Origin of the sequence: Streptomyces sp. NPDC046900, from assembly GCF_040644975.1 — a bacterium.
In the GTDB taxonomy this organism is placed as follows: Bacteria; Actinomycetota; Actinomycetes; order Streptomycetales; family Streptomycetaceae; genus Streptomyces.
Genome location: NZ_JBEYXD010000005.1, coordinates 67,027 through 89,287 on the forward strand (window position 1 = coordinate 67,027; position 22,261 = coordinate 89,287).

At 71.8% G+C, this 22,261-nt stretch carries 20 protein-coding genes and 2 tRNA genes; 16 read left to right on the forward strand and 6 right to left on the reverse strand.

Annotated features, from left to right (window positions below; genetic code table 11):
* Positions 1–15 precede the first annotated feature (15 nt).
* Entirely contained in the window at positions 16–882 is an 867-nt protein-coding gene (locus ABZ904_RS07125; RefSeq protein WP_359391538.1) for a fused MFS/spermidine synthase, read from the reverse strand.
* An 84-nt stretch (positions 883–966) separates the two neighbouring features.
* Entirely contained in the window at positions 967–1,347 is a 381-nt protein-coding gene (locus tag ABZ904_RS07130) for a hypothetical protein (protein WP_359391622.1), read from the reverse strand.
* Between the two features lie 356 nt (positions 1,348–1,703).
* Between ABZ904_RS07130 and ABZ904_RS07135 the strand changes: the two genes are divergently transcribed.
* A complete protein-coding gene (locus ABZ904_RS07135; protein WP_359391539.1) occupies positions 1,704–3,167 on the forward strand; it encodes a hypothetical protein in 1,464 nt (487 codons plus the stop codon).
* Between the two features lie 9 nt (positions 3,168–3,176).
* Here the strand turns inward: ABZ904_RS07135 and ABZ904_RS07140 are convergent, their stop codons facing one another.
* The gene (locus ABZ904_RS07140; protein WP_359391540.1) at positions 3,177–3,773 is read right to left on the reverse strand and encodes a histidine phosphatase family protein; all 597 of its coding nucleotides are present in this window, start codon (positions 3,771–3,773) and stop codon (positions 3,177–3,179) included.
* Between the two features lie 201 nt (positions 3,774–3,974).
* Between ABZ904_RS07140 and ABZ904_RS07145 the strand changes: the two genes are divergently transcribed.
* The 7 genes from ABZ904_RS07145 to ABZ904_RS07175 all read left to right on the forward strand — a co-directional run bounded on the left by ABZ904_RS07145 (position 3,975) and on the right by ABZ904_RS07175 (position 10,530).
* Positions 3,975–4,928 carry a phosphatase PAP2 family protein gene (locus tag ABZ904_RS07145; protein WP_361821658.1) on the forward strand — a complete coding sequence of 318 codons (954 nt, stop codon included), beginning with the start codon at positions 3,975–3,977 and terminating at the stop codon, positions 4,926–4,928.
* The gene (locus tag ABZ904_RS07150; RefSeq protein ID WP_360991769.1) at positions 4,879–6,027 is read left to right on the forward strand and encodes a hypothetical protein; all 1,149 of its coding nucleotides are present in this window, start codon (positions 4,879–4,881) and stop codon (positions 6,025–6,027) included. The genes ABZ904_RS07145 and ABZ904_RS07150 overlap by 50 nt, the downstream gene beginning before the upstream one ends.
* Positions 6,018–7,655 carry a hypothetical protein gene (locus ABZ904_RS07155; protein WP_361821661.1) on the forward strand — a complete coding sequence of 546 codons (1,638 nt, stop codon included), beginning with the start codon at positions 6,018–6,020 and terminating at the stop codon, positions 7,653–7,655. Before ABZ904_RS07150 ends, ABZ904_RS07155 begins: the two co-directional genes overlap by 10 nt.
* Entirely contained in the window at positions 7,652–9,004 is a 1,353-nt protein-coding gene (locus ABZ904_RS07160; protein WP_359391543.1) for an AAA domain-containing protein, read from the forward strand. Before ABZ904_RS07155 ends, ABZ904_RS07160 begins: the two co-directional genes overlap by 4 nt.
* A gap of 305 nt (positions 9,005–9,309) precedes the next feature.
* Positions 9,310–9,675, forward strand: a complete 366-nt coding sequence (locus ABZ904_RS07165; protein WP_359391544.1) for a hypothetical protein — start codon at positions 9,310–9,312, stop codon at positions 9,673–9,675.
* A gap of 161 nt (positions 9,676–9,836) precedes the next feature.
* On the forward strand, positions 9,837–10,466 hold the full coding sequence (locus ABZ904_RS07170; protein WP_361821664.1) for a bifunctional DNA primase/polymerase: 630 nt from the start codon (positions 9,837–9,839) through the stop codon (positions 10,464–10,466).
* A tRNA-Lys gene (locus ABZ904_RS07175) sits at positions 10,457–10,530 on the forward strand. Before ABZ904_RS07170 ends, ABZ904_RS07175 begins: the two co-directional genes overlap by 10 nt.
* 252 nt (positions 10,531–10,782) lie before the next feature.
* Here the strand turns inward: ABZ904_RS07175 and ABZ904_RS07180 are convergent.
* The gene (locus tag ABZ904_RS07180; RefSeq protein WP_359391624.1) at positions 10,783–12,156 is read right to left on the reverse strand and encodes a M6 family metalloprotease domain-containing protein; all 1,374 of its coding nucleotides are present in this window, start codon (positions 12,154–12,156) and stop codon (positions 10,783–10,785) included.
* A gap of 464 nt (positions 12,157–12,620) precedes the next feature.
* On the opposite strand from ABZ904_RS07180, the gene ABZ904_RS07185 reads away from it, so the two are divergent.
* Positions 12,621–14,504 carry a bifunctional diguanylate cyclase/phosphodiesterase gene (locus tag ABZ904_RS07185; protein WP_361821667.1) on the forward strand — a complete coding sequence of 628 codons (1,884 nt, stop codon included), beginning with the start codon at positions 12,621–12,623 and terminating at the stop codon, positions 14,502–14,504.
* A gap of 109 nt (positions 14,505–14,613) precedes the next feature.
* On the opposite strand, the gene ABZ904_RS07190 is transcribed toward ABZ904_RS07185, so the two are convergent.
* The gene (locus tag ABZ904_RS07190; RefSeq protein WP_360991605.1) at positions 14,614–15,696 is read right to left on the reverse strand and encodes an LLM class flavin-dependent oxidoreductase; all 1,083 of its coding nucleotides are present in this window, start codon (positions 15,694–15,696) and stop codon (positions 14,614–14,616) included.
* A gap of 90 nt (positions 15,697–15,786) precedes the next feature.
* Positions 15,787–16,518 carry a decarboxylase gene (locus ABZ904_RS07195; RefSeq protein WP_361821670.1) on the reverse strand — a complete coding sequence of 244 codons (732 nt, stop codon included), beginning with the start codon at positions 16,516–16,518 and terminating at the stop codon, positions 15,787–15,789.
* Positions 16,519–16,873: 355 nt separating this feature from the next.
* On the opposite strand from ABZ904_RS07195, the gene ABZ904_RS07200 reads away from it, so the two are divergent.
* The 7 genes from ABZ904_RS07200 (at position 16,874) to ABZ904_RS07230 (ending at position 22,122) form a co-directional block, all read left to right on the forward strand.
* On the forward strand, positions 16,874–17,836 hold the full coding sequence (locus ABZ904_RS07200; protein ID WP_359391549.1) for a D-2-hydroxyacid dehydrogenase: 963 nt from the start codon (positions 16,874–16,876) through the stop codon (positions 17,834–17,836).
* Between the two features lie 137 nt (positions 17,837–17,973).
* Entirely contained in the window at positions 17,974–18,879 is a 906-nt protein-coding gene (gene ehuB, locus ABZ904_RS07205) for an ectoine/hydroxyectoine ABC transporter substrate-binding protein EhuB (protein ID WP_359391550.1), read from the forward strand.
* Positions 18,876–19,574: an ectoine/hydroxyectoine ABC transporter permease subunit EhuC gene (ehuC, locus tag ABZ904_RS07210; RefSeq protein ID WP_359391551.1), complete on the forward strand. Its 699-nt coding sequence runs from the start codon at positions 18,876–18,878 to the stop codon at positions 19,572–19,574. The genes ehuB and ehuC overlap by 4 nt, the downstream gene beginning before the upstream one ends.
* On the forward strand, positions 19,571–20,221 hold the full coding sequence (ehuD, locus tag ABZ904_RS07215; protein WP_360991597.1) for an ectoine/hydroxyectoine ABC transporter permease subunit EhuD: 651 nt from the start codon (positions 19,571–19,573) through the stop codon (positions 20,219–20,221). Before ehuC ends, ehuD begins: the two co-directional genes overlap by 4 nt.
* Before the next feature lie 10 nt (positions 20,222–20,231).
* Positions 20,232–21,008: an ectoine/hydroxyectoine ABC transporter ATP-binding protein EhuA gene (gene ehuA / locus ABZ904_RS07220; protein WP_359391553.1), complete on the forward strand. Its 777-nt coding sequence runs from the start codon at positions 20,232–20,234 to the stop codon at positions 21,006–21,008.
* Positions 21,009–21,212: 204 nt separating this feature from the next.
* Positions 21,213–21,971 carry an IclR family transcriptional regulator C-terminal domain-containing protein gene (locus tag ABZ904_RS07225; protein ID WP_359391554.1) on the forward strand — a complete coding sequence of 253 codons (759 nt, stop codon included), beginning with the start codon at positions 21,213–21,215 and terminating at the stop codon, positions 21,969–21,971.
* 77 nt (positions 21,972–22,048) lie between these two features.
* A tRNA-Lys gene (locus ABZ904_RS07230) sits at positions 22,049–22,122 on the forward strand.
* Positions 22,123–22,261: the final 139 nt, after the last annotated feature.

The following is a 22,261-nucleotide window of genomic DNA, read 5'->3' on the forward strand; positions in this document are numbered from 1 at the left end:
TGCCGGCCACGCGGGTCAGCGGAAGACCGAGGGCGGGGGCGCCGGTGACGCCACGGCCGCCGCGTCCGTGACCGCCACCGCGCCACCGGTGAAGTCGGTCAGTGCCCTGCCGTGCTCCACGCGCGCGGGGTGCGGGTCCGAGGCGGCTCGGCGGGTGAGTTCGGCGAGCGGAAGAGGATGGGCGGAGGCGATCAGGACCGCGTTCCCGAAGCGCTTGCCGCGCAGTACGACGGGGTCGGCGATCAGAGCGAGTTCGGGGAAGACAGCCGCGGCGGTCGAGATCTGCCCGCGCAGATGGGCTAGCGGCGGGCCGTCGGCGAGGTTGGCCGCGTACTGACCGCCGTCCTTGAGCACCCTGCGGACATCCGTGAGGAACTCGACCGATGTCAGATGGGCCGGGGTGCGCGCCCCGCTGAACACATCCGTGATGACCAGGTCCGCCCAGCCGTCCGGCACCTTGGCGAGTCCCACGCGGGCGTCCGCGGAACGCACCCGTATGCGGGCGTTGGGGTCCAAGGGCAGCGTGCGCCGCACCAGTTGGACGAGTGAGGCGTCGCGCTCGACCACCTGCTGGGTGGAGCGGGGGCGGGTGGCGGCGGTGTAGCGGGCGAGGGTGAACGCGCCTCCGCCGAGGTGCACGGCCTGCACCGGCCGACCGGGCGGCGCGGCCAGATCTATGACATGGCCGAGGCGTCGCTGGTACTCGAAACCGAGGTACGCCGGGTCGTCCAGGTCGACCATCGACTGCGGGGCGCCGTCGATGAGAAGGGTCCAGGCACGCGACCGGTCCCGGTCGGGTATCAGCTGGGCGAGACCGCCGTCGACCGCCTCGACCACCGGCTCGACGGCCTTCTCCCGCCGCGCGTTCCGTGACCTGCCCATCCAGCCATTATCCGGGGCCCTGCCGCGGGCGGCGCACCCGGCCGCCCCTGTGGCAACCGCTTGGGGCGGACCGTCAGCGTCCGGCTACCGACAGTTGTCGGCGGCCTCGAGCAGCCGGGCTGCCTCCCCGAGCGCCTCCCGGAGCACCGCGGGGTCCGTCGCCAGCTCCACCTCGCCGGGAGGGAGCAGCCAGCCCGTGCCCTCGACCGGAGGCTCCGGAGCGACCAGGCTGATGCCGCGCCCCGCCGTCTGCGTGCAGGTGCTGCCGGGGACGTCCCAGGCGTCGGCGGTCCCGGGCGGGACCAGGAAGCCCAGGGTGTCGCAGCCGTCGTCGTGGAGGACCGGCCCGACGCAGTCGCCCGCACCGCGGCGGAGGATGTCGACGGCCTCGAGCCCCTGCCGGGCCGGGACGGTCACAAGGTCGGGGGCCTGGGTCGGCGGCGCGCCGCGGTCCGCGGCGGACATGCGGCGCGCACCCGGCGGCTGCGTACGGAACTCGGTGCTCTGCGTGGTCTGCATCCCGGCCTCCAAAGCGGAACCCCTCCTCGGCAGTGAGTTGGGTCGGGAGTTCGGGGGGCTCCCGGTCCACCGGGTTAAACGCTTCGGACCGTCAACGGCAACGGGCACAACACCGCCGCAAAGGATGGCAGTTCATGGCAGATCGCGTAGGAGATATCCGGTTTGTAGCTAAACCTCGCGTGACCACTCTCACGGGACGGGTACGTTCTTGCACCGCCGGACTCAGGGAACCAACTGTCACCACGCGGGCAAGTCGTCCCGAATCCGGCATGGTTCGACGGTTCGCACGAGAGGGCCCGACCATGACCACGTCCCAGTACCCCAGGCCATCGCGGCCCAACCTCGCCTTCCGGCAGCTGCGCGGACAGCGCTCGCCGGGCGAGTTCGCCGCGGCGGTTCGACGCGCCGCTATGGAGATCGGTGAGCGGGTCAGCTGTGACGCGCGGTACATCGGACGGGTCGAGGCGGGCGAGATCCGTTGCCCCAACTACGCCTACGAACGGGTGTTCCTGCATATGTTCCCCGGTCGCACGCTGGCGGACCTGGGATTCGCACCTCGCTCGGCCGTACGCGGCCGGGCGGCGCGCATCGCCGACGAGGCGCCCCCCGCACACGCCGGCCGCCGTCCGTACGCTCCGAGTGAAACGCGCGGGGCGGGCGAGACGTATGAAACGCCAGATACCTACGAGACGCACGAGCCGTACGGCACACGCGCGTACGACGAACAGAACCACGAGGAGAGCGACGTGCAACGTCGCGCATTCATGACCGGCGGCACCTTCACAGTGGCGGCCGCCTCCCTGAGCCCGCTGGGACTCGCCTTCGGCGGCTCCGCAGCGGCCGCCGAAGGCCCTGTCCACCGTACGGGCTCGTCCGAGGCCTGCGCGCTCGAAGAGGCCGTACGCAAGATCCGCCTGCTCGACGACCGGCACGGCGCGGACGGCCTGTACCGGCGTGCCGCCGCCCCGCTGCGCGCCGCGTACGCGTTGCTGGACGCCGGTACGACCCGGCAGGCCGTGGCCGACCGGCTGTACGCGGGCGCCGGGGAACTGGCCATTTCGGTCGGCTGGCTCGCCCACGACTCAGGACGCTTCGACGACGCCCGATCGCACTACGCGGAGGCGCTGGCCACGGCCCGGATCTCCGGGGACCCGGCTTTGGAAGCCCACGCGTTCTGCAACACGGCGTTCCTCGCGCGCGACGCCGGACGGCCGCGGGAGGCCGTACGGGCGGCGCAGGCGGCCCAGCGCGCCGCGCGTCCGCTCGGCTCGAACCGCCTGATGTCGCTGCTCGCCCTGCGGGAGGCGGGCGGCTGGGCCGGGCTCGCCGACCGGTCGGGCTGCGAGCAGGCGCTGGTCAGGGCGCAGGCCCTGTTCGGGCGCGGGACGTCGGACGCGGACCCCGAGTGGATGACGTTCTACGGCGAGGCCGAACTCGAGGGCCTGGAGGCGCAGTGCTGGTCCACGCTGGGCGACTGGCCGCGCGCGGCCCGGCACGCCCGGCGCGCCGCACATCTGCAGGACCCGCACTTCTCCCGGAACATCGCCCTGTACACGGCGGAGCTGGCCGACGACCTGGCCCGCGGCGGCCGCCCCGACGAGGCGGCGCAGGCCGGACAGCGCGTCATCGACCTGCTGGGCGAGGTCCAGTCGTCCAGGATCCAGACGATGCTGGCGGGCACGGCGAGAGTCCTGCTGCCCCACCGCCGGACCTCCGGTGTGTCGGCGTTCCTGGACCGCCATGCCTCGCTGCCCAGGATCCCGTGAGGACGACGGCTACGCCGTGAGGTGACCGCAGTCGTTCCACGACTCGATCGCCGGTTCCCCGTACGCCCATCCGAGCACCGACAGTGACGTCGGGTTGAGACGTATGCGGGCGGCGAACTCCAGTGGTAGCCCCAGCCAGCGCGCTCCCAGCGAGCGCAGGATGTGGCCGTGGGCGAAGACCAGGACGTCCCGGTCCGCCGAGCGGGCCCAGGACACGACCTCGTCCGCGCGCGCGGAGACCTCGGCCAGGGACTCCCCCTCCGGGACACCGTCGCGCCAGATGAGCCAGCCCGGCCGGACCGACTGGATCTCGGCCGGCGTCATCCCCTCGTACGCGCCGTAGTCCCACTCGAGCAGTGCGTCCCAGGCGCTCGCCCGCTCACCGAACCCGGCGAGTTCGCACGTCTCACGCGCGCGTGCCAGCGGACTCGTGCGCACCTCGACTCCGGGCAGCCCGTCCCAGGGTGCCCGGTTCAGCCGCTCGCCGAGGAGCTTGGCGCCCCGTCGCCCCTCCTCCAGGAGCGGCACGTCGGTCCTGCCGGTGTGCTTGCCGGACAGAGACCACTCCGTCTGTCCGTGCCGGGCCAGCAGGATGCGCGGTGCCATGAGCGTCCTTTCCGGGATGAACCAAGAGGAAAACAACAAGGAAGTCACACCATCATCGCGCACCCCGTTCACGGGCAACCCGGTGGGAGATCTCTGCGTCTTTGAGGGCCGGGGGCGCGTCCTGACGAATGGGCGCGTACACCGTAAAGTGACTCGACCGGGTCACCGGGACAGCAGAGCAGAAGGGGGAGGGCGAATCGGATGCCGCAGGCCGAGTCACCAGGCACCGGGGTGAACCCGCCGGTCCGGCCGCGCTGGTGGACCGAACTTCCCCTGATCCTGCTGGTGTACGCCTCGTACTCGGCCGGCCGACTGCTCGCCCGGGGCGACGTCGACGACGCCGTCGAGCACGGCAAGGCGATACTGCACCTGGAGAGGGTGCTCCGTATCAACGCCGAGAACCCCCTGAACCGTCTCTTCACCCGCGAGCCATGGCTCGGCATACCGGCCGACTTCTGGTACGCGTCACTGCACTACCTGGTGACGCCGGTGATCCTGGTATGGCTGTTCAGGCGCCGTTCCGAGCACTACCGCGCGGCCCGGACCTGGTTGATGACCTCCACGTTCATCGGCCTGATCGGCTTCACTCTGGCGCCGACCTGCCCACCCCGGCTGCTGTCCGCGGCCCACGGTTTCGTCGACACGATGGCCCAGTACAGCTCGTACGGCTGGTGGGCGGGCGACGCGAGCGCGCCGCGTGGTCTCGGCGGCATGACGAACCAGTACGCGGCGATGCCGAGTCTGCACGTCGGCTGGGCGCTGTGGTGCGGAGTGATGCTCTGGCGACACGGCCGCACACGCTGGGCCAAGGTGGCGGGCGTCGCCTACCCGGCGCTGACCGCGATCGTCGTGATGGGCACCGGGAACCACTACCTCCTCGACGCGGTCGCGGGCATCGCCGTCATGGGCGCCGGCTTCCTGCTGTCCCGGCCGATGACGCGAGCGGCCGACGTGGTCCGCGCCCGGCTGCGGACCGCGACCGCCCCCGCCACGGACGCCTCTACGACCACAAGTTCCTCGATTGTCAGTGCTGGATGCCAGACTTCGGCGGGTGAGCGAATTCCCCGACAGCGCATCTCCCGCACCGCACCGGGAGCCGGGCCGGGTGCCTCCCCCGCGGACGCGGGGGACGGCGCTGCGGCAGCGGCTCGCTGACCTGCGCGGCCCGGCCGTACCGCCGAAGGCGCTCGACGCCCGCGCGCTGGCCGCGCTCGCCGCGAACCCGGGGTGCAGGCGCCGCGCGCTCCTCGACGGCGCCGGGGTGGACAAGTCGTCGCTGGCCGATGCGCTGGGAGCCCCGTCGGCCTTCGGCCAGTCCCAGTTCGCCTTCATGCGGGGCAACGCGTTCGAGGCCAGAGTCAAGGCGGACGGCGGCGCCGAGCTGCTGCGGCTGGTGCAGGAGAACCTGGACCCGACCGCCGAGCCGCCGCGCAAGGCCCTGGTTCCCGATCTCGCCGCGATAGGGCCCGAAGGCCGCGCCGCCCGTACGGCGCTGGCGTTGCGCGAGGCCACCGAGGCGCGCGGCTGGGCGCTGCTCGACCACCCCATGCTCGCGCTCGACGTGGCGGGCTCCCCCGCGTTCCTGGAGCCGGACGCGGTGGTGGTGCACCCGGACGGCAGCTGGACCGTCGTCGAGATCAAGTCCTTCCCGCTGCTGGACGGATCGGCCGACCCGGCGAAGGTGGGGGCGGCCGCCCGGCAGTCCGCGGTGTACGTGCTGGCGCTGGAGGAGGTCGCGGCGCGCCTCGGCACGACGCCGGAGGGGCGCGCCGCCGCCGAGGTACGTCACCAGGTCCTGCTGGTGTGCCCGAAGGACTTCTCCAACCTGCCGGCCGCGTCCCCCGTCGACATCCGCAAACAGCGCGCGGTCACCCGGCGCCAGCTGACCCGGCTCACCCGGATCGAGGAGATCGCGGACGGCCTCCCCGACGGCACGTGCTTCGCGCCCGACCTTCCGCAGGAAAAGCTGACGGCCGCCGTGGAGTCGGTCCCGGCGACCTATGCACCCGAGTGCCTGGCCGCCTGTGAACTGGCCTTCCACTGCCGCAGCCGCTCACGGGCCGAGGGCGCGGTGACGTCCTACGGCCGCTCGCTGCGGGCCGAGCTGGGCGGGCTGACCACGGTGGACGAGGTACTGGCCGCCGCCCACGGCACGGCGGGAGACCCGGACGACCCGGCGGTGGCGGCCCTGCGCCGGGCGGCGCGGCTGCGGACGGAGGCGCTCGCCGCCCGGGAGGACGCCGTATGTCACTGATCGCCACGCTGGCCCGCCTGGAGGCCGTGCGGTCCGGCCGCGCCCAGCCCACGGCCACGGTCCGGCACCGGCACCTGTCGGAGCGCCCCCTCGTCTTCGTTCCGTTGACCACCGCGGGCGAGGCCGGTGCGCCGCTCGGAGCGCTCGTCGGCACCGACCGGGACGCGCCCCGGCTGCTCGTGGTGCCGCAGCCGCGCGACCGGGACCTCAGGTTCGCCTTCCTCGCCGACCTCGCCGACGTCGTCCTGCCGTACATCGACGGGTATGCCCAGGCGGTCGAGGCCGCCGAGCGCACCGAGACCGACCCGGAGACCGGCAAGCGGGTCAAGGTCGAGGTCGACCTGTGTGCGGACAGCCCGCAGTTGATCGTGCCGAGCCGGGCGGGCATCGACTTCGTACGGCTGCTGGGGCGCTCCACGCGGTTCCGCCGCACCGCCGAACAGGACCCCGAGACCCCGCACCCGGCGCCCCCGCGGGTGCCGCTGCTCGGCCGCTGGCTCACCCACTTCGGGGAGCGCTCCCGGGTCCCGGGCTCCTCGTTGCTGCTCTCGGTCACCGATGTACTGACGCAGCACTGGGCGACCGGGCAGTCCGGGCTCGAGGACCAGCATCTGGGCGCGCTGCTCGCGTGGATCGACCCGCCGCAGGGCGCCACGGGCGCGGAAGCGGCGCTCCGGGCGGAGCTGGCGCGGGACGCCCACGGCCAGTTGCTGTGCCCGCCGGCGGGCCCCGCCACCGACCCGGCCTTCGACAACAAGCTGCTCGCCCCGGCCATCGAGCGGTACGACCGCGCGCGGACGCGGCTGGCCACCGCCGAGGACGGTGTCGAGGCGGACGACCGGTTCGCCGACCTCACCGCAGCCGAGCGCGAGATCCGCGCCCTCGTCGAGAGCCGGACGCGTCCGACCTGGGACGCGGTGTGGCAGGGCCTCGACCTGCTGCGTGCCCTGCCGGAGGGCGCGCACGTCGAGGAGCGGTGGACCCGCGACCGCTGGTCGTTCACCGGCCACCGGGACCGCGTCGCCGCCGGGGAACCGCCGCAGCCGCGCCGCGACGACGCGGTCACGGCGGCGAACAAACTCGCCACCCGCGAGCGCGAACAGGCCCGGCTGGACGCCCAGGAGGCACTCGACGACCCGCTGGCCATGGCCGGGCGGCGGCTGACCGGGGAGGCGTTCGCGGGCGAGGTCACGGACGTCGTGATGACGTACAGCGAGGGCAAGCGGCCGAGCCCGCGCCCGCTGGTGACCGTACGGACCGAGGACCAACCGCATCTCGGGGAGCGTTCGAAGGTGTACCGCTCGCTCGGCGGGAAGCCCCAGGGGGCCGAGTTCGTCGCATACGAAGGGCAGCACGAGCGGCGGCACGACGAGGGAAGCGACGGGGACGGCGGCGGCGGCCTGGTGGTCCTGCGCATCGTCGACAAGATGGGCCGCGGCAAGGAACCCGAGGCCGGGTCCGTGCCCGAGAAGGGCGACCATGTGTGCTTCACGCTGTTCGAGCACGAGCAGCGCGGCGGAGCGAAGCTGCCCGAGCCCGAGGAGACGCCCTGGACTCACGGCGGACCGCCGGGCGAAGCGGGGGCACTGCCGCAGCCGGATCCGGTGACCGAGGAGGACGTCCTGTGACCGCGTTCGCCCAGCCGGGCAGCGCCTTCGATCCCGGGAGCGCGGCCGCCCGGGCCACCGAGGCGATCCTGAGCGACACGCTGCACGGCACGCACCGCGGGGTCGTCGTCGACTCGCCGCCGGGCGCGGGAAAGTCGACGCTCGTGGTCCGCGCCGCGCTGGAACTGGCGGCGGCCGGCCGGCCGTTGATGGTGATCGCGCAGACCAACGCACAGGTCGACGACCTGGTGCTGCGGCTCGCGGAGAAGGATCCCGGTCTTCCGGTCGGCCGGCTGCACAGCAGCGACCCGGACCCCTACGACCGGGCTCTCGACGACCTTCCGCACGTCCGGAAGTCGACGAAGGCGGCCGATCTGGCCGGCCTCGACGTCGTCATCTCGACCGCCGCCAAGTGGGCCCACGTGAAGGACGTCGAGCCGTGGGGGCACGCCATCGTCGACGAGGCGTACCAGATGCGTTCGGACGCGCTGCTGGCGGTGGCCGGCCTGTTCGAACGAGCACTGTTCGTCGGCGATCCCGGACAGCTGGACCCGTTCTCGGTCGTCGGTGCCGAGCAGTGGGCGGGCCTGTCGTACGACCCGTCCGCGTCCGCGGTGACCACGCTCCTGGCCCACAATCCCGAGCTGCCGCAGCACCGGCTGCCGGTGTCCTGGCGGCTCCCGGCCTCCGCGGCGCCGCTCGTGTCGCACGCGTTCTATCCGTACACGCCGTTCCGCAGCGGAACCGATCACGGGGACCGTCGACTCGGCTTCGCAGTGGCGTCCGACGGCTCCGGGCCCGACCGGGTGATCGACGAGGCGGCCGAGACCGGCTGGGGGCTGCTGGAGCTGCCCGCCCGGCACACCCCGCGCACGGACCCCGAGGCGGTGCGGGCGGTCGCGACGGTCGTACGGCGGCTGCTGGACCGGGGCGGGGCGGCGGTCTCGGAGCGGGCCGGGGAGCCGGTGCCGCTCACCGCGGACAGGATCGCCGTCGGCACGGCGCACCGGGACCAGGCGGCCGCGGTGCGCTCGGCGCTGACGGACCTCGGCGTGCGGGACGTGACGGTGGACACGGCCAACCGGCTCCAGGGCCGGGAGTTCGATGTGACCGTGGTGCTGCATCCGCTGTCGGGGCGCCCGGACGCCACGGCGTTCCATCTGGAGACCGGCCGGCTGTGCGTACTGGCGTCCCGGCACCGCCACGCGTGCATCGTGGTGTGCCGGGCGGGGGTGTCGGAGCTGCTGGACGACCATCCCTCGACGGAGCCCGTGCAGCTGGGGGTGACCGTGAAGTTCCCGGACGGCTGGGAGGCGAATCACGCGGTGCTGTCCCATCTGGCGGAGCATCGCGTGGCGTGGCGCCCCTGACGGCGTAACCCGGGAGTACCTGGCCGCGTCCGGCATGGCACAGGCCGGGCCGGCAGTCCTGCCCCTCGCGGAGGCCTGGCCGGACGGCGGTCCTGACCAGTGCGAAGGCCGACGCTCGTGACGACTTCCGGGCGGCCGGGAACATCATGTGACCCGGCGGCCTTGAGACTGCGGATGACGTGCGGCGGGGGGAGCGCGTGGCGGTGGTGTCCCCGCACCCCCCGCGCCCTTGCGGCGTCGCGAGACAATGGATGGTGGCCCAACCAAATGACGGCGCCACCCGAACCGTACGAGGAGGAGAAGACATGTCGGAGCCCACGCCGCGTCGGAACGAGCCGCGGCTACGCCCCGCGCCCCTGCTCTTCGAGCCCGCGGAGGCGGCCTCCGACCCGGAACACTTCTTCGACCTGGAGTCGATCGACGACCCGCGGGCACTGCTCGCGCGGGCCACGGAACTGACCCAGGCGTTTCGCGCGGCGGCGGACCGGGCGGCCGAGTACCAGGCGATCGCCGCGGCCCAGCTGGCCGATCCGCGCCGCTTCGACCGGCTGACGCCCGCGGCGATCGGCGAGCAGGCGGAGTGGACCGAGGACTACGCGAAGAAGATGGTGGAGTTCGGCCGGGACCTGCTGCGCGGCGCCGAGGCGAGCGGGCCGGAGAGCCTGGGCTGAGCCGGGGGCCGGGTCCCCGGTCCAGCCGGGTCCGTTCCGGCCGCCGCACGAATGATCATTTGGCATATGCCGTGCGGCACAATACTCCGCCCTGCCCCCTCCCGTCCCGATTTTCCGCAACTCGCCGAAACGGTTCGCTCACTGCCGGTAGACAAGACGGTATGAGCAGCCGAACGCCGTTGCCCGCACCCTTCCGCGCACCCCTCTCCGACCGGTTCGACGTCTCCGGGGTCACCTTGGAGGGCGCCGCCTGGCTCGCCTCGGCAGGAACGTATCCCCGGAGCACGCTCGCGCACTGGGCCGAGCGCCCCACCGCGCCGGTGGTGCTGCCCTGCGGTGTCGCGTTCGACGTGGTGAACGCCCCCACGATCTTCGGGCGCCGGATGCTCGACCGGCTCTGGGACGAGGGGCCGGGCTCCGGGCCCGTGGCCGCGCACCGGGGCCGGATGCTGCTGTTCGCGGCGCCGGGCACGGCACGTCGGCTGCCGGCACTGCTCGACTGGGAGGAGTGGGGCGGCCGTGCCCACCCGATTCCCCCGCTGCTCTGTCACGGCCCCGGTGATGCGGTGACCGTGCCCGCCGTCCGGCCCGCCGTGCCCGCCACTCCCCGCCCGGAATCCCGCTGGCTGGCGGCGCCCGACACCCGCCACCCCTGGCTTCCCGGCCCGGAGATCTTCCTCTGGGCAGCGGTCCGCGCGGCCCGCACGTCGGCCTCCACTGCCGTACGGATATCGATTTTTCCTCCCGCCGACCAGGATGCTAAGGTCTACGACGTCAGCAGGCGCCGCTAGCTCAGTTGGTTAGAGCAGCTGACTCTTAATCAGCGGGTCCGGGGTTCGAGTCCCTGGCGGCGCACGATGGCGATGGCGAGTCGTGTTCGCGGACAGCGCGAACCGGGCTCGCCATCGTTGTTTTCGCGCGGCTGCGCCGCGCGTGGTGAGGGCTTCGCCACCCACACCCCCGTCCGGGCCCTGGGGCGGGCACCGCCCGCTGCCTGCGCGGGACGAGTGCGCGGAAAGCGTGAACCCCGACCGCCACCTCCGCCCTCCACGCACCCTGAGAACCTCCCGGCACTCGGCACCCGGCACGCTCACCGTTGTGTCCTCCTCAGCTCCTCGTGATCCGTACCGTCCACGCCCCGGTCGGCGTACGGTCCTCCACCTCCACCCGGACTCCGTCCCCCGGCACCGTGAAGCTCTCGCCGACCCGCACCGGCGCGTCCGCGAGGTCGGGATTGACCGAGGTGCCCCAGCACGCCGAGGTCCGCGGATGGGCGTCGACGACCTCGATCGGGCCGCCGCCTGACTCCGTCGCACCGCGGACCCGGTAGAGGAGGATGCCCTGCGTGCAGGCCTCGACATCGTTGCCCACCATCCCGCGCGCCTCGATGGCGAGCACACTGTCGGGCCCCGTCCGCACGACCGCCAGCTTGGTGCCGCGCCCCGAACCGAACGCCTCGTAACCGGCACCCGGCACCTGGGCGGCGCTGCCCGCCGCGCCCGTCATCCCGGCCGCGCGGACGGTGGTCGCGTTCACCGGCACCTGCGGTACCCCGGTCGGCCCCGACTCCAGGGCCTCCAGCGTCAGCCGCGTGTCCGCGCTCCGGACGCACACGACCTGGCGCGGGTCCAGCCAGCCCAGCTTCCACTTGTGCCAGGCGAACAGGTCGGGCGCGAGTCCGAACTGGCTGCCCATGAGGTCCCAGTCGCCGACATAGGTGTCCCAGTCACCCTTGCCGTCCACCGGGCGGTGGTACAGGTCGGGCAGGTCGAAGACATGGCCCGTCTCATGGGCGAGGACGAGCCGGTCCGGCGGGTGCTTCTCGAAGACCGTGACCACCCGCTGGATGTCCGTGCCGTCGGCGTGCAGCGGTGAGTCGAGGTTGACCACCTTCGTGGCGTCCGAGTCGACTCCTGGTGCGTCCGGATCGGCCACGAGGTACACGACGGGGAAGCGCGAGAAGTCGACGTACTTGTCCGACACGGCGATGGCGTCACGCAGATACGCGGCCCGGTGCCCGGGGTCCCAGTCGCGTTTCATGGCGTACCAGGCCGACGGGTGGGGCATCCGGATCCAGCGGTTCAGCGGATGCGGACGGACCGTGAACCGGCCGTAGGAGGCACGCTCGAAGAAGCGGCTGGTGGCCGGGAAGTAGTCCGCGGTCAACTGGGCCGGCTTGGTCACCGGCTTCGCGTCCGGGAAGGACAGGAAGATCATGACCGCGTCCAACGGGCGGACAGGACGCGCATACGCGGCGTTCCAGGTGTCGAGGCCTTCCGAGTGGTGTGCCTGGCTGCGCGTGAGCTCACAGGGTGCCGCCGTCGGGTCGGCGAGCGCGGGCCCCGTGATGAGCGAGGTCGCCACCAGCGCCACCATCACCGCTGCCACGGACGCGACACTGCGCAGGACAGGCGCCCCGAACCGGGCGGACTTCTGCAGGGCGTCCCGGATTGGCCCCACGAGGGGCAGCGGGCATGGCACGTCGACCTCCTGGGAGCGGATCCGGGAACTCAGCACCCAGCTTTGTCGCACTTGTATGACTATGTCCTGTTTGCCTGCCCCAGGAGGGTGAGACACCGTCAGACGGGGGAAAGGCCAGATGGGAACCGCGAGTACCGGGGAGGGGCGGTGCAGGGCGGGAGCGCAGGACGGCGCACGATTTTCGAGGGGGCGGCCGAGACGGTCCGGCGCCTCCAGTACTCACGCAACGTCACAATCGAGGGCTGCCTGATAGAGCGGGGCCCGGTGCGGGCAGAAACGATCTGTCAGGACGTGTGCTCGCCCCGGGACGCTGGACAGCGGCTGGAAGGCCCTCGGGGCAGCCTCTATGATCGGCACACTTTCCTGCACGGACACGGCTCGTACGGTCGCTCGCCATGCGGCCGTCGACCCCGACGAGACCCACGAGATCCGTACGAAGAACGAGTGCACTGCGGGAGCGAGCGGTGAGCGGAACGTCCGAAGGGCCGGCGCCCGCGGCAGACCTCGTCGGCCCGGTCGTCACAGACAGTCACGGGACCATGTCATCCGGTACGTCCCAGCCACCGCTCCTCGCCGACGTGCATCCGGTCCCGTCGGCCACCGACCCGTCGCCGTCGCCCCGTGCCGCGGATCCCCTGTTCGCCGCCTTCGCCGCCGCGCCGCTCGCCATGGCGGTCGTCGACCGGGAGGGGCTGGTCGTCACCGCCAACGAGGGGATGGGATCGCTGCTGGGCACCGCCGCCAAGGGGCTGCTCGGGAAGGTCGCCGCCGATCTGGTGGACCTGTCCTCGGACGCCCGAACCTGGCACGCCTTCCGCGAGGTGCTGCGCGGGCGCCAGGCCCGGCTGCGCTGCACGCGCCGGCTCAAACATCCCGACGGGCACTCGCTCTGGGTCCAGGTGACCGTCACCCCGCTGCCCCAGACGGAGCAGGCCGTCCTGCTCTCGGTCACCGACATCAACGCCCGCCGCGAACTCCAGGCGCAGCTCAGGCACTTGCAGATGCACGACCCGGTGACCCGGCTGCCCAACCGCACACTGTTCTTCGAACGTCTGTCGGCCGCGCTCGAGGCGGAGGCGTACGAGGAGAGCGGGACCGGCCGGATCGGGCTGTGCTACCTGGACCTCGACGGGTTCAAGGCCGTCAACGACACGCTCGGCCACCGGGTCGGCGACCGGCTGCTCGCGGCCGTGGCGGAGCGGCTGACGCGCTGCGCGGACGAGGCCGGCCAGGCGCGGGCGGTCACTCCCCTGGTGGCCAGGCTGGGCGGTGACGAATTCGCACTGCTCGTCGAGGACTCGACAGGTACCGACCAGCTCGCCGAACTGGCCGGGTCCGTGCTGAAGGCACTGCAGGCGCCGTTCGACCTGTCCGGGCAGCGACTGTCCGTGTCGGCGTCCATCGGCGTCGTGGAGCGGCACGCGGCCGGGACGACGGCGACGGGTCTGATGCAGGCCGCCGACACGACGCTGTACTGGGCGAAGGCCGACGGCAAGTCCCGCTGGACCCTCTTCGACCCCGAGCGCAACGCCCACCGCATGACCCGTCAGGCTCTCTCCTCCGGCCTGCGTCCGGCGATCGAACGGGGCGAGTTCGCCCTGGAGTACCAGCCGCTCGTGGGGATGGACGACGAGCGCGTGCGCGGGGTGGAGGCGCTGGTGCGCTGGCATCACCCCCAGTTCGGCACGCTGACGCCGAATCGGTTCATCGGACTGGCGGAGGAGGACGGCTCGATCGTCCAGCTCGGCCGCTGGGTGCTGAGGACGGCATGCGGTCAGGCGCGCCGCTGGCAGCTGGAACGCCCGGACGAGCCGCCGATCTTCGTCAGTGTGAACGTGGCGGTGCGTCAGGTGTGGGACTCCGACCTGGTGGCCGACGTGGCCGGCACACTCACGGAGACCGGACTCGCCCCGCACCTGCTGCAGTTGGAGCTGACCGAGTCGGCCGTCATGGGCTCGTCGGGCCGCCCGCTCCAGGCACTCCAGGCACTCAGCGACATGGGGGTGCGGATCGCCATCGACGACTTCGGCACCGGCTACTCGAACCTCGCCTACCTCAGCAGGCTGCCGGTGTCGGTGCTGAAACTGGACGGCTCGTTCGTCCGGGGTTTCCAGTACGAGGGCACGGGCGACCGTCCGAACCCCGCCGACGAGGTCATCGTCGAGGCCATGATCCAGCTCGCGCACCGGCTGGGCCTGACGGTCACCGCCGAGTGCGTGGAGACGTCCGCGCAGGCCACCCGGTTGCGCCGGATCGGCTGCGACACCGGTCAGGGGTGGCTGTACTCACGGCCTGTGCCGCCCGACCGCATCTCCGAGCTGGTCGAGGAGGCCTGCCGCCCTTCGTGACCGGCAGACGGGGAAGGCGCCGACCCGCGGTTCCCGGCCCGTTCGGCTTCCTGCGCCGCGGACCGACCGTGCGCGGCCCGGGCCCCGGAGTCCGGCCCTCCGCCCGCGCTCAGGCGGTCGGCAACCCGTAGGCGTCGGCGATCAGTTCGTAGGAGCGCACCCGTACGTCCCCGCCGTGGGCGTTCGACGTGATCATCAACTCGTCGGCGCCGGTGCGCTTCTGCAGACCGTCCAGGCCGGAGCGGACCTCGTCCGGAGTGCCATGGATGACGTTCGCGCTCCAGCTCTCGAAGAACTCCTGCTCCAGCGGCCCGAATTCGTACGCCTCCGCCTCCTGCGGGGTGGGCACGAGCCCGGGGCGGCCCATGCGCAGCCGGAGCATGTTCAGGGCGGCGGCCCTCACCTGGCGGCGGGCCTCCTTCTCGTCGTCGGTGGCGAGGGCGGCGACGCCGATGAGGGCGTACGGCGTATCGAGGACCTCGGACGGGCGGAAGGACTCGCGGTACAGGTCGAGCGCCGGGATGGTGTTCTGCGCCGAGAAGTGGTGCGCGAAGGCGAAGGGCAGGCCGAGCATGCCGGCCAGCCGGGCGCTGAAGCCGGAGGAGCCCAGCAGCCAGATCGGCGGCCGGTGCGGGGACTGGACGCCGCCGGGGGAGGTGGCCTGGACGGGGCCTGGCACCGCGTGGATACGGGCGTACGGATGGCCGTCCGGGAAGTCGTCGTCGAGGAAGCGCGTCAGCTCGACCAACTGCTGGGGGAAGTCGTCGGCTCCCTCGTTCAGCCGGTCGGTGCGGCGCAGCGCGGCGGCGGTGGCGCCGTCCGTGCCGGGGGCGCGTCCCAGACCCAGGTCGACGCGGCCGGGTGCCATCGCCTCAAGCGTGCCGAACTGCTCCGCGATGACCAGCGGGGCGTGGTTGGGCAGCATCACCCCGCCCGAGCCGAGCCGGATGCGGTCCGTGTGCGCGGCGAGGTGGGCGAGGATCACGGCGGGAGAGGAGGAGGCCACGCCCGGCATGGAGTGGTGCTCGGCGATCCAGTACCGGTGGAATCCCCGGGACTCCGCGAGCCGGGAGAGCTCGACGCTGGTACGGAGCGCGTCGGTGGCGGTACTCCCCGCACCGACCGTGACCAGGTCGAGTACGGACAGGGGGACGGGCGCCGTGCCCTGCGCCGAACCTCGGATCTCCTCCACCGAACTGCCTCCTGCGTCTGGGTCGCGACTCAGGCGCCACAACAGGGGGCAATCCCTGGTTATTCCCGGTCACCGCCCGGGGCCGGGGCGTCACACCTGAACGATCGGCTCCCTGGTGAACAGCGCCCCGAGACGGGGGGCGTTCACACGGCGGTCCACCAGGCGCAGGGCCTCCCACACCGTGACCTGGTTCGCCGTGAGGACCGGCTTGGCCAGTTCCTTCTCCAGGAGCGTCAGATGCGCCGCCGTGTGCAGCCCTGTGTCGGGGAGCAGAACCGCGTCGGCACCTGCGTGATCACCCTCCTGGGCGAGCGCCAGTACCTCCTTCGCGCCCCAGCCGGCCGTCTCCGTCGCCGTGGCGCCGCCCGCGGATCGGACCGAGACCACCTCCACACCGGCCGCCCGCAGGAACCCGGCGAACAGGTCCGCCACATCGTCCGGGTAGGTCGCCGCGACGGCCACGCGCCGCGCGTCGAGCTCCCGCACGGCGTGCACGAAGGCGAACGAGGTGGAGGAGGCAGGCATCCCGGCCGTGCGGGCGAGGGCGCGCACCTGCTCGTGGGCTCCCTCCCAGCCGTGCACGAAGCTTCCGCTGGTGGACGCCCAGACCACCGCCTCGGCGCCCGCGAGGCGCAGTTCCTCCACGCCCGACGCGAGCCGCTCCGGCGAGCCGATCTCCCGCAGCCCGTCCAGCCGCAGCGCGCCCTGACCGGCGTCGGTGTGCACGAGGTCCACCCGGATGTCGCTGGCCAGCAGCTGCTCGATGCGTGGATAGTCGTCCTCCGCGGAGTGACCCGGGTAGAGGAATCCAAGTGCGGTCATGCCGAACCTTCCTGTTCTTCCGGCGGTGCGGGTCCGTGGTGCGCTCTCTCTCCGCCACTGCCCTCGAGGGCGTGACAGCCGGCTCCCAGAAGAGCCTGACGGGGTCCCGTCACCCGGGTACCCAGATGACGCCGAACCCCGCCCGCATCCTCACCTGGTTGGCCGAGAGGACATCGGCCGCGACGTGTTACGGCACCTTCCCTCAGGAGCGGGCGGCTAACGCCGAAGCGACGGCGTGCGGGGCGCGGCGTGCGTGTTGACGGCGCCGGTTTCCGGTGCGACGGTGGTCCATCCGCGCATGTCAGACACCCGGTCGGCACCGTCGGCCGGTGCCGATCGAGGACACGGGTGCCGCATGACCGCTCCCCCGCCCGGCCGCCCGACCCTGCTCGTCCTGGACGCCGAGCCGCTGCCCCGCCTCGGCCGGCTGACCGGCCGGGTGCGGATCGAGCACGCGGACGCCTCGACGCTCGCCGAACGGCTGCCGCACGCGGACGTGCTGCTCGTCTGGGACTTCAGCTCGCGGGCGGTGCGCGACGCCTGGCCCGGTACGGGCCGCAGGCCACGCTGGGTGCACACGGCCAGCGCGGGCGTGGACCACCTGATGTGCCCCGAACTCGTCGCGTCCGACACGGTGGTGACGAACGCGCGCGGCGTCTTCGACCAGCCGGTCGCCGAGTACGTGGCCGCGCTCGTCCTCGCGCTGGCCAAGGACCTGCCGCGGACCTGGGAGCTGCAACGGGAGCGGGAGTGGCGGCACCGCGAGACGACGCGGCTCGCGGGCACCCGCGCGTGCGTGGTCGGCTCCGGGCCGATCGGGCGGACGATCGCCCGTACGCTCAAGGCGCTCGACGTCACGACGGCGGTCGTGGGCCGCGTCCCGCGCACCGGCATCCACGGCCCGGCCGACCTCGACCGGCTGCTGACCCGCGCCGACTGGGTGATCGCGGCGGCGCCACTGACGCAGCAGACGTACGGCATGTTCGACGCCCGGCGCTTCGGTGTCATGCAGCCCTCCGCGCGCTTCATCAACGTCGGGCGCGGGCAGCTCGTGGACGAGGACGCACTAGCCGAGGCGTTGACGAAACGGTGGATCGCGGGCGCGGCCCTCGATGTCTTCCGGCACGAACCACTCGCCTCCGACAGCCCGTTGTGGCGCGTTCCGGGCCTGCTCGTGTCCCCCCACATGAGCGGCGACACGGCCGGCTGGCGCGATGAGCTCGGCGCGCAGTTCGTCGCGCTGTACGAGCGCTGGGCGGCAGGCGAACCACTTGTGAATGTGGTCGACAAGAACCGTGGATACGTGCCCGGCCACTGAGGGTCCTCCCGGCCCGCATCGTGGCAGGTCAGTGCGGCGATGGAGCGGAACGACGCCGTCCGGGCGGGGCAGCCCGGCGAAGCGCGTGGCCGAAAGGGGCCTGAATACAACGCTCGGTCTCGGGTAGCGGCGCGTCCATGGCTCCACCACGGACGAATGACCCAGGGAAAACCGGAACCACCAGACGGTCGCTGCTGGCCGGCGTCGCCGCGCTCGGTGCGCTGGGCGCCGCCGGCTGCAGCCGCGTGGCCGCGGCGTCGACCACGCCCGGCGGTGATCTGCTCAGCCGGCTCAAGGCCCAGGGCGTCGTTCGCCTCGGCATCGCGGGTGAGATCCCCTTCGGCTACATCGACAAGAACGGCGACCTCACCGGCGAGGCCCCGGAGCTGGCCAAGGTCATCTTCAAACGCCTCGGCGTCGACCGCGTTCAGCCCGTGCCGACCGAGTTCGGCTCGCTGATACCCGGACTGAACTCACAGCAGTTCGATGTGGTCTCGGCCGGGATGTACATCAATGCGGACCGCTGTCAGCAGGTCATCTTCGCCGACCCCGACTACCAGATGCTCGACTCCTTCATCGTGAGCAAGGGGAACCCGAAGGGTCTGCACTCCTACCAGGACGTCGTCGCGAAGAAGGCGAAATTCGCCACCGGCACCGGGTACGCCGAGATCCAGTACGCCGTCGAGGCCGGCTACAAGGAAAGCGACATCCTGATCGTCCCCGACCAGGTCGCCGGGCTGAACGCGGTGGAGGCCGGGCGTGCCGATGTCTTCGCCGGCACCGCGCTCACCACCCGTGAGGTCGTCAAGAAGTCCCGCAAGGCGGAGGCCACCAAGCCCTTCGCGCCTCTCGTCAAGGGCAAGCCGCACATCGACGGCGGCGGCTTCGCCTTCCGGCCCACCGAGACGGGCCTGCGGGACGCCTTCAACGTCGAGCTGAAGAAGATGAAGGCGAGCGGCGAGCTCTTCCGCATCCTGCGCCCGTTCGGTTTCACCAAGGCCGAGATGACCGACATGACCGCGAAGGAGCTGTGCCGCGGATGACATCGGGACTCTGGGAACTCGTACTCAGGGGCGTATGGACCACCGTCCAGCTGCTCGTGCTCAGCGCGCTGCTCGCGACGGGCGTCTCCTTCGCCGTCGGTATCGCACGCACCCATCGTCGGTGGATCGTCCGCTTCCTCGCCGGTTTCTACACCGAGGTGTTCCGCGGCACATCCGCCCTGATCATGATCTTCTGGGTGTTCTTCGTGCTGCCGCTCGCCTTCGGCTGGCAGCTGGTGCCGCTGTGGGCGGGCACGCTCGCCCTCGGACTGACCTACGGGGCGTACGGCGCCGAGATCGTGCGCGGCGCCCTCAACTCCGTCGACCCGGCGCAGCGCGAAGGCGGGATCGCACTGAGCTTCACGCCCTGGCAGCGGCTGCGCAAGATCCTGCTTCCGCAGGCCGTGCCGGAGATGATCCCGCCGTTCTCCAACCTGCTGGTCGAGCTGCTCAAGGGCACCGCGCTGGTCTCCGTCATGGGCATGGGTGACCTGGCGTTCAGCGGCAACCTGGTGCGGCTCGCACTGCAGGAGAGTGCGCAGATCTACACCTACATCCTGCTCATCTACTTCGTGATCGCCTTCCTGCTCACCCGGCTGATGCGCAGGCTCGAACGCCGCCTCAAGGCCGGGGCCGGAAAGGTGCCGCAGCCCCGGGTGTCCATCCCTGAGCCCGTCGGAGGTGGTGTCTCGTGAAGTGGGACTGGGGTGCCGTCCGCGACTTCATGCCGCATTTCTGGGACGGCCTGCTCGTCACCCTCCAGGCGCTGGCCCTCGGCTCGCTGATCTCGTTCGCCCTGGGCCTCGTATGGGCGCTGCTGATGCGCACACCGAGCCGGTGGGTGCGCTGGCCCGTGGGGATCGTCACCGAGTTCATCCGCGACACCCCGCTGCTGGTGCAGCTGTTCTTCCTGTTCTATGTGCTGCCCGAATGGGGTCTCACCTTCTCCGCGCTGACCACCGGTGTCATCGCGATCGGCCTGCACTACTCGACGTACACGATGCAGGTCTACCGGGCCGGTATCGAGGCCGTCCCGGCCGGCCAGTGGGAGGCGGCGACCGCGCTGAGTCTGTCCATGCGGCACACCTGGACTGTGGTGATCCTGCCGCAGGCGATCCGAAGGGTCGTACCGGCGCTCGGGAACTACGTGATCTCGATGCTCAAGGACACACCGCTGCTGATGGCGATCACCGTCCTCGACATGCTCGGTGAGGCGCGGCTCTTCTCGCAGCAGCACTTCCAGTTCACCGAGCCGCTCACCGTCATCGGTGTGGCCTTCGTCCTCATCTCCTACCCCGCCTCCCTCCTCCTGCGAGCCCTGGAGCGACGCCTTGTCCGCTGACACCCCCCTGATGAAGCAACCCGACGCCCACACGGGCTCGCCGGCGGCCACCGGCGAGCTGATCCGCTTCGAGAAGGTCACCAAGTGCTTCGGGGACCACACGGTCCTCGACGAGCTCGACTTCTCGGTCGACGCGGGCAAGCACGTCACGCTGATCGGCCCCTCGGGCTCCGGAAAGACCACGATCCTGCGGCTGCTGATGACCCTGACCAAGCCCGACAAGGGCACGATCACGGTCGCCGGGCAGCGGCTGTTCCCGGCCGGCGAGAAGCAGGTCCGGGAGATCCGCAAGAACATCGGAATGGTGTTCCAGCAGTTCAACCTGTTCCCGAACATGAAGGTGCTGCGGAACATCACCGAGGCGCCGGTGACCGTCCTCGGCATGTCCAAGGAGGAGGCGGAGCAGCGGGCCCGGGAGCTGCTCGACCTGGTCGGGCTCAGTGACCACCTGGACAAGTTCCCGAGCCAGCTCTCCGGCGGCCAGCAGCAGCGGGTCGCGATCGCCCGGGCCCTGGCGATGCGCCCGCAGGTGCTGCTGCTCGACGAGGTGACGTCCGCGCTCGACCCGGAGCTGGTCGCCGGGGTCCTTGACGTCCTCCGTGACATCGCCCGCAGCACGGACATCACCATGCTCTGTGTGACCCACGAGATGAACTTCGCCCGGGACATCTCCGACCGGGTCCTGATGTTCGACTCGGGCCGGGTCATCGAGGCCGGCGCCCCGGAGAAGATCTTCAGTGAGCCCGAACAGGAGCGGACGCGGGAGTTCCTCAGCGCAGTGCTGTGAACGCGAGGAGTGAAGGCAGCGGTCCGGCCCCGGTCACGGCGGTCGGTTCATGACCCTGGCATATGCCAAGGTGGCGCGGCCCTGCTGAGAGGGCCGATCACGCCACGAAGTTGGCGAACACCCGCTCCCCGGCCGACCCTTGAGCCTTATCGTGGAGGCAGCCAAGCTGTCCCGAGAACGGCCCAAAAAGCGCAGGGGGAGATCGTGGCGCTGACCCATGAGCCGACCGCCCCGTACCACTCGGCCCAGGACGCGCTGCGCGTCCTGGAGACGGTGGCGCGGCGCCCGACCGGCGTCACCGACTCCGACCTCGCCCGCCAGTGCGGCCTCGGCACCCAGCGGCTCACCGCGCTGCTGCGGATGCTGCGCCGGGAGGGATACGTCGATCAGACCGCCGACGGCGCCTACGTCACCGGCGCCGCGCTCAGCCGCCTGGGCTCCGCCCACGGCCGCGACCAGGCGCTGCGCGAGACTCTCCAGCACACCCTCGGCCGGCTGCGCGACTCGGTCGGCGCCGCCGTCTACATCAGCCGCTATATCGACGGTGAGATCCAGGTCACCCAGTGCGCCGAAAGCCCGGCGAGACCCGCGGTGCACGAGTGGGTGGACTTCCGCTCCTCGGCCCACGCGAGCGCGGTCGGCAAGAGCCTGCTGGGTCAGCTCGACCTGAACGGGCGCCGGGACCACCTCGCCCGGCACAAGATGGCCCGGCTCACCTCGCGCACGATCACCAGCGAGAAGCTCCTGCTGTCCCGCCTGGACGCCCATCCGCCGACGGTCCCGGTCCTCGATCTTCAGGAGTACGCGGTGGGCACGGTCTGCGCGGCCGTCCCGATCACCGCGGGCTCCTCGGTCGGCTGCCTGGCGCTGTCCCTGCCGGTCGAGCACGTGCACCGGCTGCGGCAGGCGGCGGACCGGCTGAACAAGGGAGCGGCCCCGGTGCTTCTCTCGCTGGCCATCTGAGGGTGGTCAGAAGCACCCCCGCAGACCAGGTAGTATTTCTTTTGTCGCCGACGCGAGAGCGGAGTGCGACGGAGTCTGCGCCGCTAGCTCAGTTGGTTAGAGCAGCTGACTCTTAATCAGCGGGTCCGGGGTTCGAGTCCCTGGCGGCGCACGATGGCGATGGCGAGTCGTGTTCGCGGAAGGCGCGAACCTGGCCCGCCATCGTTGTTTTTGCGCTGCTGCGCCGCACATGGTGGGGGCTTCGCCACCCACACCCCCCTCCGGGCCCTGCTGCGGTGAGCGCACGGTGC